The organism is Amycolatopsis sp. NPDC051903 (genome assembly GCF_044452505.1).
Lineage (GTDB): Bacteria > Actinomycetota > Actinomycetes > Mycobacteriales > Pseudonocardiaceae > Amycolatopsis.
Window position 1 is genome coordinate 34,795 of sequence record NZ_JBITBT010000049.1, and the last position, 14,749, is coordinate 49,543.

At 70.7% G+C, this 14,749-nt stretch carries 12 protein-coding genes; 5 read left to right on the plus strand and 7 right to left on the minus strand.

Annotated elements, in window-relative coordinates; translation table 11 throughout:
* Positions 1 to 3: 3 nt before the first annotated feature.
* From ACIA77_RS47025 to ACIA77_RS47045, 5 genes are all read right to left on the minus strand, one after another.
* Positions 4 to 1,035 carry an ABC transporter ATP-binding protein gene (locus ACIA77_RS47025; protein WP_395892708.1) on the minus strand — a complete coding sequence of 344 codons (1,032 nt, stop codon included), beginning with the start codon at positions 1,033 to 1,035 and terminating at the stop codon, positions 4 to 6.
* On the minus strand, positions 1,035 to 2,126 hold the full coding sequence (locus ACIA77_RS47030; protein WP_395892709.1) for an ABC transporter ATP-binding protein: 1,092 nt from the start codon (positions 2,124 to 2,126) through the stop codon (positions 1,035 to 1,037). The genes ACIA77_RS47025 and ACIA77_RS47030 overlap by 1 nt, the downstream gene beginning before the upstream one ends.
* Positions 2,123 to 3,082, minus strand: a complete 960-nt coding sequence (locus ACIA77_RS47035) for an ABC transporter permease (RefSeq protein ID WP_395892710.1) — start codon at positions 3,080 to 3,082, stop codon at positions 2,123 to 2,125. Before ACIA77_RS47035 ends, ACIA77_RS47030 begins: the two co-directional genes overlap by 4 nt.
* The gene (locus ACIA77_RS47040; RefSeq protein WP_395892711.1) at positions 3,075 to 4,055 is read right to left on the minus strand and encodes an ABC transporter permease; all 981 of its coding nucleotides are present in this window, start codon (positions 4,053 to 4,055) and stop codon (positions 3,075 to 3,077) included. The genes ACIA77_RS47035 and ACIA77_RS47040 overlap by 8 nt, the downstream gene beginning before the upstream one ends.
* 188 nt (positions 4,056 to 4,243) lie before the next feature.
* Positions 4,244 to 5,992 carry an ABC transporter family substrate-binding protein gene (locus tag ACIA77_RS47045; RefSeq protein ID WP_395892712.1) on the minus strand — a complete coding sequence of 583 codons (1,749 nt, stop codon included), beginning with the start codon at positions 5,990 to 5,992 and terminating at the stop codon, positions 4,244 to 4,246.
* Between the two features lie 771 nt (positions 5,993 to 6,763).
* Here ACIA77_RS47045 and mshB point away from each other — a divergent pair.
* From mshB to ACIA77_RS47060, 3 genes are read left to right on the plus strand one after another with little or no spacing between them, the layout of a single operon-like run.
* A complete protein-coding gene (mshB, locus tag ACIA77_RS47050; RefSeq protein WP_395892733.1) occupies positions 6,764 to 7,606 on the plus strand; it encodes an N-acetyl-1-D-myo-inositol-2-amino-2-deoxy-alpha-D-glucopyranoside deacetylase in 843 nt (280 codons plus the stop codon).
* A complete protein-coding gene (locus tag ACIA77_RS47055) occupies positions 7,603 to 8,007 on the plus strand; it encodes a hypothetical protein (protein WP_395892713.1) in 405 nt (134 codons plus the stop codon). Before mshB ends, ACIA77_RS47055 begins: the two co-directional genes overlap by 4 nt.
* The gene (locus tag ACIA77_RS47060) at positions 8,000 to 8,776 is read left to right on the plus strand and encodes a hypothetical protein (protein WP_395892714.1); all 777 of its coding nucleotides are present in this window, start codon (positions 8,000 to 8,002) and stop codon (positions 8,774 to 8,776) included. Before ACIA77_RS47055 ends, ACIA77_RS47060 begins: the two co-directional genes overlap by 8 nt.
* Positions 8,777 to 8,779: 3 nt before the next feature.
* Here ACIA77_RS47060 and ACIA77_RS47065 read toward each other — a convergent pair whose 3' ends face one another.
* Positions 8,780 to 9,538, minus strand: coding sequence for a site-2 protease family protein (locus ACIA77_RS47065; RefSeq protein ID WP_395892734.1), 759 nt, complete (start codon positions 9,536 to 9,538; stop codon positions 8,780 to 8,782).
* A gap of 308 nt (positions 9,539 to 9,846) precedes the next feature.
* On the opposite strand from ACIA77_RS47065, the gene ACIA77_RS47070 reads away from it, so the two are divergent.
* A complete protein-coding gene (locus tag ACIA77_RS47070) occupies positions 9,847 to 10,104 on the plus strand; it encodes a WhiB family transcriptional regulator (RefSeq protein WP_395892735.1) in 258 nt (85 codons plus the stop codon).
* A gap of 792 nt (positions 10,105 to 10,896) precedes the next feature.
* Complete coding sequence (locus tag ACIA77_RS47075) at positions 10,897 to 14,322, plus strand: glycosyltransferase (RefSeq protein ID WP_395892715.1); 3,426 nt, start codon at positions 10,897 to 10,899, stop codon at positions 14,320 to 14,322.
* Here the strand turns inward: ACIA77_RS47075 and ACIA77_RS47080 are convergent.
* Positions 14,283 to 14,747 (minus strand): metallopeptidase family protein, encoded by a 465-nt coding sequence (locus ACIA77_RS47080; protein ID WP_395892716.1) that lies wholly within the window; start codon positions 14,745 to 14,747, stop codon positions 14,283 to 14,285. The two genes, ACIA77_RS47075 and ACIA77_RS47080, sit on opposite strands and share 40 nt — an antisense overlap.
* Positions 14,748 to 14,749: the final 2 nt, after the last annotated feature.

Genomic DNA, 14,749 nt, shown 5'->3' on the forward strand with positions numbered 1-14,749 from the left:
CGCTCAGATCAGCTGCAGGCTCTCCGCGAAGTGGCACGCCGTCGGGTGGCCCTGACCGTGGTCGAGCAGCAGGGGTTCTTCCGTGGTGCACTTCTTGCGGCCCGCGTCGTCGAGTTCGTTCGCGAACTTCGGGCAGCGCGTGCGGAAGCGGCAGCCCGAGGGCGGGTTCGCGGGGCTCGGCACGTCGCCCGTGATCACGATGCGCTGGCGCGTGCGCTCCTTGCGCGGGTCCGGCACCGGGATCGCCGAGATCAGCGCCTGGGTGTACGGGTGGGCCGGGTTGGTGAACAGGTCCTCGGCCGGCGCGGTCTCCACGATCTTGCCGAGGTACATCACCGCGATGCGGTTGGACACGTGCCGCACCACCGAGAGGTCGTGCGAGACGAACAGGTACGACAGCCCGAGCTCCGCCTGCAGGTCCTTCAGCAGGTTGAGCACACCGGCCTGGATCGACACGTCGAGCGCCGACACCGGCTCGTCGAGCACGAGGACCTTCGGCTTGAGCGCGAGCGCGCGGGCGATGCCGATGCGCTGGCGCTGACCGCCGGAGAACTCGTGCGGGAAGCGGTTGCCGTGCTCCGGGCGCAGGCCCACGGTCTTCATCAGGTCGCGGACCTGCTGGCGGCCGCCGTTGTTGTACAGGCCGTGGATGCGCAGCGGCTCCGCGATGATCTCGTTCACCGGCAGCCGCGGGTCGACCGAGGCGTACGGGTCCTGGAACACGATCTGCATGTCGCGGCGCAGCCGCTGCAGCTCGCGCTTCGACATCTTCGCCAGGTCGCGGCCCTCGTAGGTGACCTTGCCGTCGGTGAGCGGCTGCAGCGCCAGCGCGATGCGGGCGGTGGTCGACTTGCCGCAGCCCGACTCGCCGACCAGCGCGAGCGTCTCGTGCGGGTAGATGTCGAACGACACGCCCGACACGGCCTGCACCGCACCCGTCGTGCGGCGGACGACGCCGCCGCCGCGGATGGGGAAGTGCTTGACCAGGTTCTGCGCGGAGAGGACGGGGGTCGTGCCCGCCGTGGCCTCGGTCATCAGTTCGTCTCCGTGTCGATCGCGGCGTCGACGGTGACCGGGATGGCAGCCGTGTCGGCCGAAGTGGCGCTGAACAGGTCGGCCGGGTCGTGTCCGACCACCTGCTCGGTGAAGTGGCAGGCCGCCCACTGCGTGCCGGGGCCGGCCACCAGCGGCGGCTCCTCCTCGTTGCAGATGTCCTGCGACAGCGGGCAGCGCGGGCTGAACGGGCAGCCCGGCGGCATGTTCGTGGTCGCGGGCGGCGAGCCGGTGATCGGCGTGAGCCGTTCGGTCTTCACGTCGAGCCGGGGCAGGCTGCCCAGCAGACCCAGCGTGTAGGGCATGCGCGGCGTGTAGAAGATCTCGTCGACGGTGCCGGACTCGACCACCTTGCCCGCGTACATCACGTGCACGCGGTCGGCCTGGCCGGCGATGACGCCGAGGTCGTGGGTGATCAGCACCATCGCCGCGCCCGTCTCCTTCTGAGCCGCCTGCAGCGCTTCGAGGATCTGGGCCTGCACGGTCACGTCGAGCGCCGTGGTGGGCTCGTCGGCGATGATCACGTCCGGGTTGTTCGCCATGGCGATGGCGATGACGACGCGCTGGCGCATCCCGCCCGACAGCTGGTGCGGGTACTCTTCCGCGCGCTGCTTCGGGTTCGGGATGCGGACCAGGTCCAGCAGGTCGATCGCCTGCTTCTTCGCCACGTCCTTGCGCACGTTGTGGTGCGCGGTGATCGCCTCGGCGATCTGGTCGCCCACGGTGTACACGGGGTTCAGCGAGGTCATCGGGTCCTGGAAGACCATCGAGATGCCCTTGCCGCGGACTTTGTTGAGCTCCTTCTCGCTGGCCTTCAGCAACTCGACTCCGTCGAAGCGGATCGAGCCGGAGATCTTGGCGGTGCGCGGCAGGAGACCCATCACGGCCATCGACGTCACGGACTTGCCCGAGCCGGACTCACCGACGATGCCGAGCACCTCGCCGCGCTGCAGCTGGTAGCTCACGCCGCGCACGGCGTTGACCACGCCTTCGCCGGTCGGGAACTGGACGGTCAGGTCCTCCACCACGAGGACGGGGTCGCCGCCGCGGGTGTTGGAGTCGTAGTCGGTCATGCGCGCACCTTCGTCTGCTGGGGGTCGAACGCGTCCCGCAGGCCGTCCCCGATGAAGTTGATCGTCAGCGCGATCAGGATGATGAAGACACCCGGGAAGTAGAACAGCCACGGGCGGGTGTCGACCGCCGTCTGCGCTGTGCTGACGAGCAGGCCGAGCGACGTGTCGGGCGGCTGGACACCGAAGCCGAGGAACGACAGCGCAGTCTCGAGCAGGATGCCGATCGACACCAGGATCGTCAGGTTGACGATGATCGCGCCGAGGGCGTTGGGCACCAGGTGCCGGAAGATGATCCGGGCGTCGCTCGCTCCGAGGGCCTTGGAGGCCTCGACGAACTCCTTTTCGCGCAGCGACAGCACGACACCGCGGGCGACCCGGGAGACGTACGCCCAGTACAGGCCGGCGATGACCACCGCGATCAGCCACCACGTGCCACCCACCTGGTGGGCCAGCACGGCGGCGACCGCGAGCAGCGGCAGCGTGAGCACGAGGTCGGCGATGCGCATCAGCAGCGTGTCGATCCAGCCGCGGTAGTAGCCCGCGACCGAACCCCAGATGGTGCCGACGACGGTCGCGAAGATCGCGATGAGGACCGAGATCTGCAGCGAGATCTGCGTCCCGCGCATCACCTGCGCCAGGGTGTCGTGGCCGACGGCGTCGGTGCCGAACGGGTGCGCGCCGGACGGCGGCGCCGAGTTGTCATCGGTGATGTTCCCCGGGCCGTACTTCCAGACCAGCGGGCCGACGTAGGCGAACAACACGATGAGGACGAACACCACGAGGCTGATCATGGCCAGCCGGTGCTGGAGGAAGCGGCGGAAGACCAGCTGGGCCTGGCTGCGTTCCTTGACGGTGAACTCCCGCTCGGGGGCGCCCTGCGGGGTCTGCGGGTCGTCCGGGGCGAAGCGGGAAGAGCCCAGGGTGGTGGGCGTGGCGGAGATCGCGTCGTCAGGCATAGCGGATCCTCGGGTCGAGCAGGCCGTAAAGCAGGTCGGCGATGAGGTTGAGCAGGATGATGAACGTGGCGGCGATGAGCAGCCACGCCTCCACGGCGTAGACGTCGCTCTGCTTGATCGCGTTCAGCAGGAACGCGCCCGCGCCCTGCCATTGGAACACGGTTTCGGTCACGACCGCGCCGCCGAGAATCGCGCCGATGTCCAGTGCGGTCACGGTGGTGAGCGGGATGAGTGCGTTGCGCAGCGCGTGCCGGCGGGTCACCGTCCACCGGGGCAGGCCCTTCGCGCGGGCCAGCCGCACGTAGTCGCTGTTGAGGACCTCGAGCATCGACGCGCGCTGGAAGCGGCTCCAGGCCGCGTACGAGGTCAGCGCCAGGGAGATCGTCGGCAGGATCAGGTGGCCGAAGACATCGCCGACTTGGGCCCAGAACCCGCCCGTCGTGATGATCGACGAGGACCCGATCGTGAAGAAGATCTGATCACCGACGGACGTGTTGATCCCGATGCCGATCTGCTTGAGCACGATGGCGAACCAGAACGACGGCATCGACAGGAACAGGAAGCCGAAGAAGGTCGCGGTGTAGTCGAACTTCGAGTACTGGCGGGCCGCGCTGATCACGCCGATGAGCACGGCGAGGATCAGGGCCACGATCATGGCCAGCACGATCAGCCGCAGGGTGATGCCGAAGCGGCCCCAGATCTCGTGGCCGATGTTGAGGTTCGACTGCACCGACGGGCCGAAGTCGCCGCGGAAGATGCCGACGATCCAGTTCCAGTAGCGCTCGAAGATGGGCTGGTCGAGGTGCAGCCGGATGCGCTCGAGCTCGATGACGCGCGGGGGCGGCGGCGGGTTTCTCTGGATCAGGTAGCTCAGCGGGTTGGCCGACAGGGAAACCATCACGAACACGACGAACGTCGAGACGATCAGGATCGGCACCGAGACGAGGAGCCGGCGCAGTGCGAAGGCAAGCATGGAGGTCTTCCTGCTCTGGACGGTGTTTCTGCCGGCGCCCGCCGCTGGTGGTGGCAGGGCCTGGCGACGAGACGGGGCAAATCTGGAGTTCGGGACGAAGCGGTCAATCTGACATGAACATACGGTGGGGGGCCGGCAAACCTGCCGGCCCCCCACCGGTTGTCCTGCGGGAATCTACCGGGTGGTGATCACTTCCGGATGCCCCACTCCGCCATGTTGTACACCGGCGCGTCCAGCGTCGAGTTGTTGCGGATGTTGGCGATCTTGTCCGAGGACGCGATGAAGGTCGGCTTCTGGTACAGCGGAAGCACGTACGCGTCGTCCGACATGATCTGGTCGGCCTGGTTCAGCAGGTCCGCGGCCTTGGTCTGGTCGGTCTCGGCGTTGGCCTCGCCGATCAGGTCGTCGACCTGCTTGTTGCTGTACTTGCCGTAGTTGCTGCCCTGACCGGTGACCCAGTTCTGGACGGCGCCCGCGAACGGGAACGGCGAGGCGACCCAGGCGAACACGATGATGTCGTAGTCGCCGGTGGTGGTGGTGTCACCGAGGTCGTCGGTGGACTGCACGTTCACCGTCACGCCGAGCTGCTTGGCGGCCTGCGCGAACAGCTCGCACTCGTCCTGGCGGATCTGGTTGCCGACGGTGTAGCGGATGCGCATCGGGGCGACGTTCTTGCCCGACGGGTCCACCAGCTGCGTGCCGTTGATCTTGTAGCCCGCGTCGGTCAGGATCTTCTTGGCCTTCTCGATGTCACCCGAGCCCTGGCCGGTGGACGAGACCACGTCCTTGTAGCCGGCCTGCTGCGGCATGAAGTTGTGGTTCTCGAGCGGCTGCACCTTGTTGGTGAACTGGCCGACCGTCTTGGCGATGATGTCCTTGCGGTTGATCGCCGTGAACAGGGCCTGGCGCAGCGGCTTCTGGGCGAGGAACTGGTTCTTCAGGTTGAAGTCGTAGTGCTCCCAGGTCAGGCCGAGGCCGATGAACGAAGAGACGTTCGGCATGTTCTTGACCTGGTTCACCAGGTCGACCTGCGGCTGCGGGTAGATGACCTGGACCTCGTTGTTCTGCAGGGCGGTGGGCTCCTGCGTGGCGTCGGTGATGACGCGGAAGATCACGCTCGACAGCTTGGGCTTGGCACCCCAGTACTTGTCGTTCGGGACCTCGGTGACCGACTGGTTGTTCACGAACTTCGAGATCTTCCAGGGGCCGCCGGACCAGGTCGGCACGGTGTCGCCGAACCACTTGTACGACGACGCGAGGCCGGCCGGGGTGTTGATGTCACCGTGCGCCTTGGCGAGGTGGGCGGGGTACATCGCGCCCGAGGAGCTCCACAGCTGGCGCCAGTCGGTGAACGGCTTGGAGAAGGTGACCGTCACGGTCTTGCCGTTGTCCGAACCTTCGACCTTGGACACCTGGTCGTAGCCCGAGGTGCTGGCCGCGGCGCAGTCGGGGCAGTCCTTGCCGTTCTGGACCTTCCAGTTGTAGACGAAGTCGTCCGCGTTGAACGGCGTGCCGTCGTCCCAGACCGCCTTCGGGTTGATCTTGTAGACGACCACCTGCGGGTTGGTGCTGGTGACGTCCGCGGACTCGACGAAGTCCTTGTTCAGCACCGGCTTGAGGTCGGGCGTCGAGTAGAAGGTGTAGGGCAGGATGCCCTTGGTGACCATGCCCGTTTCGAAGACGTTGCCCTCGGCCGAGGTGACGTTCCAGTTCGGGATGTTCTTCTCGATGGCGAACGTGACGTCGCCGCCCTGCTGCAGTTGGTCGGCCTGCGCCGAGTTGCAGCTGTTCGGGTTTTGGTCGCAGTCGGCGAATGCCTGCCCGGTCTGCACAGCACTGTTGCCGCCCCCACCGCCGCCACAGGCGGAGAGCAGAAGGGCCGCGCCCGCGACGAACGCACCGAGCTTCGCGGCGCGCGACCTAGTCGTCACTAACATTCATTCTCCTTGCTCGACGCCGTCGCGGGTTTGCGAGGCGACCTCTTCCTGACCGCGAGCTTCGATGTAATCGAGTTAGCTCACCGTAGTCGTGCAACCTAGGCAGTGGACAGCCGTCAAAACTATCGATCCGGACACGCTCAGTGAGATCGTGATGGAACAGCAATCTCGTCTTGCCTAGGCCCACCTTGGTTTCTGCGGTTGATCGACTACAGCGAGTAGCTGATCGTCGATCAGTGCAGTGCCCGGTCGGGGGACAGCCACGGCTCGGTTGGTCATTCGGCTCGGGGGACAATAACCGACGCGTTCCGCTTTGTGGACCCCGCGAATGGACTAGTCACACAGCCGTGACAAACCGGAAGTGAACAGGAATTGACCTGATCTCGTGAACGCCCGCGACCGTTTACCCGAGTGCGGGCCGGAGCGCCTGTCGGCCGGTATTCCCGACCCCGGCGCGGCCGGGGCGGAACCCGGTGAGCGGAACGTTCCGGGGCTCGGAACGCCAGGCCCGTACGGCCGCAGCGGGCTCATCCGTGCGGATCACGTCGTCCACGGCGCGTCGCGAAGACGGCTTCGCAGCGATTCGGGCCGTGCGCTGCGGCGCGGTTTCGCCCGGGCCGCAGCGCCTCGAACCGGTGCTTCCGGCTGCGGGGAGTACAGCTGATCTTCCGTCGCGCGTCCGGCGCTCGCGCGCGAACGGGTCCGGACCACTTCCCGGGGTCGCGGGTTCGCGGGCTCCGGCGCAGGGCGGCCGTGCCGGGGTTCATTAACCTGGAGGCCGTGATCCGGAAGCTGCTGCTCGTGCACGCCCACCCCGACGACGAGTCCATCACGACCGGCGGCGCGATCGCCCGGTACGCCGCCGAGGGGGCCGAGGTCTTCCTCGTCACGTGCACCCTGGGCGAGGAGGGCGAGATCGTCCCGCCGCGACTGGCGATGCTCGCTTCGGACGCGGCGGACCAGCTCGGGGGGTACCGCTCGGGTGAGCTGGCGGCGGCGTGCGCGGCGCTGGGCGTCACGCGGCACGAATACCTGGGCGGGATCGGGCGCTGGCGCGATTCGGGCATGGCAGGCACGCCGGCGGCGGACCACCCGCGGGCGTTCGCCGGGGGTTCGGCCGAGACGCAGGCCGCGCAGCTGGCAGAGCTGCTCGACGAGCTGCGTCCCCAGGTCGTGGTCACCTACGACTCCTTCGGCGGCTACGGGCACCCCGACCACATCCGCGCCCACGACATCACCATGGCCGCCGCGCCCCGCGCGGAATCGGTGCGGCGCGTCTTCCACGTCGTGCACTCGCGGGCCGCGGTCGACGCCGGGCTCGCCGAAGTGCGCGACCACGGCTCACCTTTTCGGATCCCGGCCGCCGAAGAGCTTCCGGGCACGCCGGATGAGAAGGTCACGACCGTGCTCGACATCGCGGCCCACCTCCCGGCGAAGTACGCCGGCCTGCGTGCCCACGAAACGCAGCTGACCGTCTCCGGAAGCACCGACGGGAAGGTCACGCACTTCGCGCTGACCAACGACGTCGCGCAGCCGATCCCGCCCGCCGAGTACTTCGTGCTCGCCCACGGGGACGCGGCCGGCGCGGAGACCGACCTGTTCGGCGGGCTGTGACGATGGCCGAGCCGCTCACCGCCGACCAGCGCCTGATGCTGGGCCTGCTCAGTTTCGACGCCTTGCTGCTCGCCCTGCTCGAACTGTTCTTCCTGCCGTTGCGCGTCGGCTCGCTCGGGCAGGTGCCGCTGCCGGTGACGGTGCTCGTCGGCGCCGTCGCCACGCCGTGGCTGGTGCTGACGGCCGCGAAGCTCGTGCGGCCCGGGTTGTCGTGGGTGCCGCTCGCCGTGTGGGTCGTCGTGATCTTCGGCGTCGGGCTCACCGGGCCCGGCGGCGATCTCGTTCTCGTGCAGGACTGGCGCGCGATCCTGCTCCTCGGCGCCGGCGCGCTGCCCGCGGCGCTCGTCCTCGGCGGCGGGCTCGGCCGCGCGGCCGGCGCGAGGGGACGCCGTCGTGGGTGAGGCCATTTCGGACCGGCACATCGTGGCGGTGCTGCGCCCGTTCGTCCGGGCCTGCGCGCCGGTGCTCGACGCGCTGCGCGAAGCCGACCCGTTCGGCCTCCGCGCCCGCGCCGTTCAGGAGAAGCTGGACGCCGGTGCGAAGAAGAGGGTGCTCGACGCGCTCACGTCGGTGAAGGTGCCCGGCACCGCCGCGTGGGGCGCGATGGACATCGACCAGCGCGCCGGCTGGTGGATCAACCGCGTCGGCAGGCTCACGGCGGCGCTGACCTCCGTCCCCGGCCTCGGCGGCGCGCTCGCCGACCGGCTGCCGGTGCAGGACGCGCTCGGCGCAGCCTCACAGGGCTTGCTGCTGTGCGCGATCGCGGGTGAGTACGGCGTGACCGACGTCGGCAGCCGCGTCCGGCTGATCGCGGCGGTGCTGTTCGACCGCGACATCGACCCGGCGCTCGCAGGCGGCAGGAACGCCGACGAGTCCGCAGAGGACAGTGAAGCCGCGCGGCTCACCGAAGAGCTCACCGAGTCCAAGCGGACCCGCGGCAAGGTGACGGTGCGGGCCGTCGCCGGCACGCTGTGGCGGCTCGGCCGCTCGTTGCTGAGCATCACCGACGAACTCGAGAAGCGCCCACGCGGCCGCTTCTACCACCGGGCCCTCGGGCTGGTGCCGGTCGTCGGCGCGGCGGGCGACTACTTCGGTGAGCGCTCCGGGCTCAAGGTCGTGTGGAAGCGCGCGCACGAGTGGCTCATGGCCAACTCGTTCTGGGCGCGCTAGCCGTCACCGCCAGAACAGGAACGCCGCTTGCCCGATCTGCGCGGCGACGTCGCTGCCGCCCAGTGCGTCGAAGATCAGGCCCGCGACGTACCAGAGCGCGTCGGCGAACGGGCGGAACACGAAGAGCAACGCGAAGAGCACGAGCGGCGCCCACGGCCGCACGCGAGCGCCGAACGCCCGCGCCTGCGGCGAGAGGTACGGTTCGAGCGCGCCCCAGCCGTCGAGACCCGGGATGGGCAGGATGTTCAGCAGGAAGGTCATCACCTGCAGCAGCGCCAGGTAGGACAGTCCGTAGAACAGGCCTGCCGCCATCGGCACCGTCGCCGCGATGAGGCACAGCGCGGCACCCACGGCGAGGTTCGACAGCGGGCCGGCGAGCGAGACCCACGACGACGTCGCACGGCTGCGCAGCGCGCCCCGGTTGATCCACACCGCGCCGCCGGGCAGCGGGATGCCGCCGATGAGGAGGAAGATCAGCGGCAACAGGATCGACAGGACGGGGTCGGTGTAGCGCCGGACGTCGAGCGAGAGGTAGCCCTTCTGAGCTACCCCGGCGTCGCCGCCGCGGTAGGCGACGAACGCGTGCCCGAACTCGTGCAGCGTCAGCGAAGCGATCCAGCCGCCTGCCACGAGGAGAACGACGCCGGTGATGAAGAGCGGGTCCCGGTCGCCCAGGAGAGTCGAAGAATCACCGTATGCCGCGAGGAAACCTCCGAGGACGGCGACTGCGAGGATGCCGATGAAGACCGGGCTGGGCCGCACTGCTGATCTCTGCACCCCACCAGTCTTCCGTATGCCCGGTGTGAAGTCTTCGGCGTGTCCCCTTGCGCGATCGGCCCGAGGTATCCCCCGAACTCGCTACTCCGCTTGACCTGACCGCACTACACGGGTGTAATCACAGTGATGTCATTCGCTGTCGAGAGGGGACAGCGGATGTCGTTTCACCACCGCCAGCCTGGGGAGTGCGTAGGAGCGAGGAGGCGGACGTGCGGTTGGAAGCAGAAGGCTCGAGGGCCGAAAACAGGGAGTGGGGGCACGTCGTGGGTTGGGGCGAGAACCCTGAGCAGCAGCTGGGGGATCTGACCGACCTGTTCGACGTCCCCGAGGAAGAGCAGGACTGGCAAGAGCGCGCCCTGTGCGCGCAGACGGACCCCGAGGCGTTCTTCCCCGAGAAGGGCGGCTCGACCCGCGAAGCCAAGCGCATCTGCCTCGGCTGCGAGGTCAAGGACGAGTGCCTCGAGTACGCCTTGGCGCACGACGAGCGCTTCGGCATCTGGGGCGGCCTGTCCGAGCGGGAACGGCGAAAGCTGAAGAAACGCGCCATCTAGCGGGGCCTGCGCGAGGGGTGGGGTGTGTCCGCGGAAAGCGCGGACCATCTCGCTCCGGCGGTGTTTTCAGGGGGTGCAACCCCCAGACCCCGCCCGGGGGCACGCCCCCGGGCCCCCACGTGTGGTCGCCGTGGTGAGGCGCGGTTGCCCTGAGGGCAAGCTGCAGAAGGCAATCGAGGTGCCCGGCGGGACCTGTCACGTGGTCGTTTGGGGCAGGTTTTGGGGACCAGTTTTTCAACGGTGATTTCCCGGGCTGCGGCGCTGGCGGCGGGTTGTCGGGTAGGTCGCCGTGGGCGGGCGCTGGTGCGCCGAATTCGGTGGTGTTCCGTGGGATGCGGCGCTGGTGGCGTGGCTGCGGCGTGCCGGCGGGGTGCGTTGCGTGCGGGTTTGAGGTGCCCGGTGTGCGGGCCGCAGCAGTCCTGAACCGATCGAGGCGCGGGGGTGGGGCGTCGGGTGTTTGGGGTGCGGGTGCGGTGGGTACTCGGCGGGCACTCCAGGTTGGCGTGTGGTTCGGGTGCGCGGGATTTCTGTTGTGGCAGGGGATTTCGCGGTGGGAAAGTGCCGGGTGGCGGTAGTTGTGCCGTCCCGGTGGGTGTCGCATGTGGTCGGTCGGGGGCCGGCGTCCCGAGGGGTGGACGGGGGTTCGCCCGGTGTGGCGCAAACGTCACTGTGATGAGGTTCGCGGAACGCGAGCGCGTGAGACGGCGGAAAGGGCTGCGTGGGTCCGCCGTCGCGGGCCGGGGCGAAGCCGTAGGGTGACCGCACCCGCCCAGCCCTGACCAGGAGTGGTTGTTGACCCGCACCGTCGCTCCGTCCGCCGTGAGGACGTTGCCCGTTCTGGCCATTGTGGTCTGTCACGACGGCGAAGAGTGGCTGCCGCTCGCCCTTTCTTCCTTGCGGCGCAGCACAGTCCGGCCCCGGCACGTGCTGGCGGTCGACACCGGCTCCACCGACCGGACGGCGAAGCTGCTCGCCGAGGCCGCCGAACCCGGCGGCGTCGCGGCGGGACCCGACGCGCAGCCGGTGCTGTCCGGCGTCATCACTCTTTCGAGTGAAACCGGCTTCGCGGCGGCGATCGCGGCGGCCGTGGAGCACGCCGTCGAACGGTGGGGCGACCCCGGATCGTGGCTGTGGCTGCTGCACGACGACTGCGCACCCGAACCCGACTGCCTCGACCAGCTCTTGCACGCCGCCGAGGAGAACGCGTCGGCGAAGGTGCTCGGGCCGCTCGGGCTCGACTGGGCCGAACCGCGGCTGATCGTGGAGGCGGGCCTGTCCACGGACGCGTCCGGGCACCGCCAGCAGATGGCCGCGCCGGGCGACGAGCCGAGCGAGGTGCTCGCCGTGCCGAGCGCGGGATCGTTGGTGCAGCGGGAACTCTGGACCGAGCTCGGCGGCTTCGACCCCGAATTCCCCTTGCTGCGCGAAGATCTCGACTTCGGCTGGCGCGCGAACGCCGCCGGCGCCCTCGTGCTGTCGGTGCCCGCCGCGCGCGTGCGCCACGCCCGCGCGCTCTCGACCGGCCACCGCGCGCCCGACGCGGCCGGCCGCGCGCTCGCGGCCGTCAACCGGTCCCACGGGCTGCGCGTGTTCCTCGTGAACTGCCCGGCGCCCTCGTTCTGGTTCGGGCTCGTGCGGCTGCCTGTGCTCCTGTTGCTGCGGGCACTCGTCTTCTTCGTCCTCCGGCGCACGAGCGAGGCCGGCGCCGAGCTGTCCGCGCTCGCGTACCTGACGAGCGGCCGCGGCCGGCTCCGCGAGGCCCGCGCGCAACGGCGGCAACAGCCCCGGCCCGGCACCGTGAAGGGACTTTTCGTCGGCCGTCTCACACGGCTGCGCAACGCCGTGCGCGCCGGTGTCGTCGGGCTCGTGCGCCGAGGTGTGGAGAGCGACGTCGCGCTCGGCACCGTGCCCGAAGACGTCACGGACGAGCCCGCGTGGATCCCGCCGGAAGCACTGGGCGCCGCGCACCGCCGGCCCGTCGGGCCCGAAGCGCTGCCCGCCGGTGCCCTGCGCGGCCTCAGCTCCCGCGGCTCCGGGCTGCGGCGGCCGGGCACGGTCGTCGCCGTCACGGTGCCGGCCGCACCCGGAGCGACAACGCCAGACGCACCGGAAACCCAAGCGGCAGCGGAAAAAACCAGCCCGGACCGCACCGACGAGGCTCCCCGGCCGTCGCCCGCCCCGCGCCCGGCGCCCGCCCGCGAACCCGGCCTCGTGTTCGTGGCGGTCAACCGCCGCCGCGTGCTGGCCGCGACGGTCTTCGCGCCGCCCTTGGTGCTGACAGTCCTGCTCACCGCGCTCGCGTTCGCCGTCAACCGCGGCCGCCTCGGCCTCGACCTGTCCGGCGGCGCGCTGCTGCCCGTCGGCGGGCTCGGTGAGGTCTGGTCCACGTACCTTTCGCCGTGGCACGCGGTTTCCGGCGGTACGGGCGCGCCCGCCCCGGCGACGCTGCCCGTGCTCGGTTCCCTCGGCGCGATCTTCACGCCGCTCGGCGGTCCCGCGGCGCTCGTGGCGATCCTGCTCATCGGTGATCTCCCGCTCGCGTTCCTCAGCGCGTACGTGGCCACCCGCAGGCTGCCCGTGCGCCGCTGGGTCCGCGCGATCGTCGCGGCGACGTACGCGCTGCTGCCCGCCGCCACCGCCTCGGTCGCGCAAGGCCGGCTCGACGTGGTGGTGGTCCACCTCGTGCTGCCGCTCGTCGTCGCCGGGATCGCGCGGCTGCTCACGCGCCCGGGCACGCGGTGGTTGCACGTCTCGGCGCTGTCGGCGTTCGGCGTCGCCCTGCTCGGCGCGTTCTCCCCGCTCGCGCACGCTCTCGCGCTCGTCGGCCTGCTCGTCGGCTTCGTGGTGCTGCCCGCGCCGACGGGGCTCGGGCGCCGGGTCGCGTCGGTCGGGATCGTGGTGATCCTGCCGCTCGTGCTGCTCCTGCCGTGGCCGACGGTGCTGCTCGAACACCCCGAACTGCTGCTGCACGGCCTGGGTGGCCCGGCCGCGCCCGTGTCCGGCGCCAACCTGGCGGGGCTCACGCCGGGCGGGCCCGGTGCGTGGCCGATCGGCGTCGCGGTGCTGGCGGCCACGCTCGTCGCGCTCGTCGTGCGGCCGACGAAGCAGGTGGCCGGCGGGCTCGCGCTGGCGGTGCTCGGTGTGGCCGGTGTAGTGCTCGTGCGCCAGTTCCCGATCGCTCCGATGCAGGGTGGCGCGCCCGAGCCGGGGTTCACCGGCGTGCCGCTGCTCGTCGTCGGCGCGGGCCTGCTGTGGGCCGTGCTCGCGACGTGGCAACGCGGCGGCGCGGCGAGCGTGCCGGCGCCGTGGCTGCCGAAGGTCGCCGGCGTCGCCGGGATCGTCGTGCTGGCGGCGCTCGCCGCGAGCGCGGCCGGCACCGGCACCGAAGGCCCGCTGACCGCACGGCCGCGCCCCGCGCTCGCCCCGGAGGTCGCCGCCGACGTCGCTGCGTCCGGGCGCGCCGTGCTCGACCTGACCGAGCCGCAGCCCCGCCAGGCCGGTGGCCGGCTCGCGCGCTACGGCGACGACCAGCTCGCCCCGACCCCCGGCACCCCCGCGCGGCTCGCCGGCTGGCGCACCGCGCTGCTGACGGGCGACGCGAACGCCGTGAAGTCCGCGGTCGCGGCCGCCGCGATCTCCGGCGTCGAGTACGTCGTCCTCCCACCCGGCAGCAACGCGCAGGCGCTGGGTCAGCTCGCCGGTGACCTGGTCGCCGGCGCCGCCCCGATGTCCGACGGGCGCCCCGTCGTGCGGCTGCTGCCCAAGGCGGGTGCGGTCACGCTGATCTCACCCGAGCTGGCCAAGGCGGCCGTGACCGGCGGCGGCGCGCCCGGCGCGGCACCCGGCGTCTCGCCCGTCGACGCGCAGCTGCCCGACGTCCGCGTCCGCGCGTCCGACGGCCCCACCGGCCGGCTGCTGGTGCTGGCGGCCGAGCAGGAGGCGGGGTGGCAGGCGAGCGTGAACGGCAAGTCCGTGCCGATCGTGCCCGCGTGGGGGCACCAAGTCGCGGTGTCGATCCCGGCGGCGTCCTCGGAGGTCTCGCTCGCGTTCCCGGGCACCGAACGCAGCCTCCTGCTGCTCGTGCAGCTCGCCGCCGTCCTGTTCACGGCCCTGACGGCGGTCCCGTCCCGGCGGCGGATCCCGCAGCCGGGCGGTCGCGCTTCCGCGACCGCCCGGGCTCACTCGCCTTCGATCACGTCCGGCTCGACGCCGAGGTAACCCGCGACCTGTTCCACCAGCACGTCGTGCACGAGCTCCGCCAGCTCCGACGGGTCCTTCGCCCGGGCCTCGAGCGGGCGCCGGTACAGCACGATCCGCGCGCGCGTGGGCAGGCCGGCGGGGTCGACCCCGGCCGGGACCAGCCGCGACAGGGGCACGGCGCCGTCGTGGAGCACACCCTCGGCCGGCGTGCGGCCGTCGGGGCGGACTTCGGGCACTTCGTCGACCGCGACGTCGAGCTTGGTCAGCTCGTGGCGCCAGCGGGCCTCGATGGGCTCGAGCGCGTCGAGGACCAGCGCGTCGAACTTCTCCGCGCGGCTCGAGGCGGCGGGCAGGGACGCCGGGTAGAGCGGTCCGCGCAGGCCGCGGCCGTGCCGGTCCCTCCGCAGTCGCTGCCGTTGTCGGTAGTCACGAGCCGTCGCCACCG

Coding starts and splice junctions, on each gene's coding strand:
- ACIA77_RS47025 (WP_395892708.1), bottom strand. CDS start 1,035: ATGACCGAGGCCACGGCGGGCACGACCCCCGTCCTCTCCGCGCAGAAC.
- ACIA77_RS47030 (WP_395892709.1), bottom strand. CDS start 2,126: ATGACCGACTACGACTCCAACACCCGCGGCGGCGACCCCGTCCTCGTG.
- ACIA77_RS47035 (WP_395892710.1), bottom strand. CDS start 3,082: ATGCCTGACGACGCGATCTCCGCCACGCCCACCACCCTGGGCTCTTCC.
- ACIA77_RS47040 (WP_395892711.1), bottom strand. CDS start 4,055: ATGCTTGCCTTCGCACTGCGCCGGCTCCTCGTCTCGGTGCCGATCCTG.
- ACIA77_RS47045 (WP_395892712.1), bottom strand. CDS start 5,992: ATGTTAGTGACGACTAGGTCGCGCGCCGCGAAGCTCGGTGCGTTCGTC.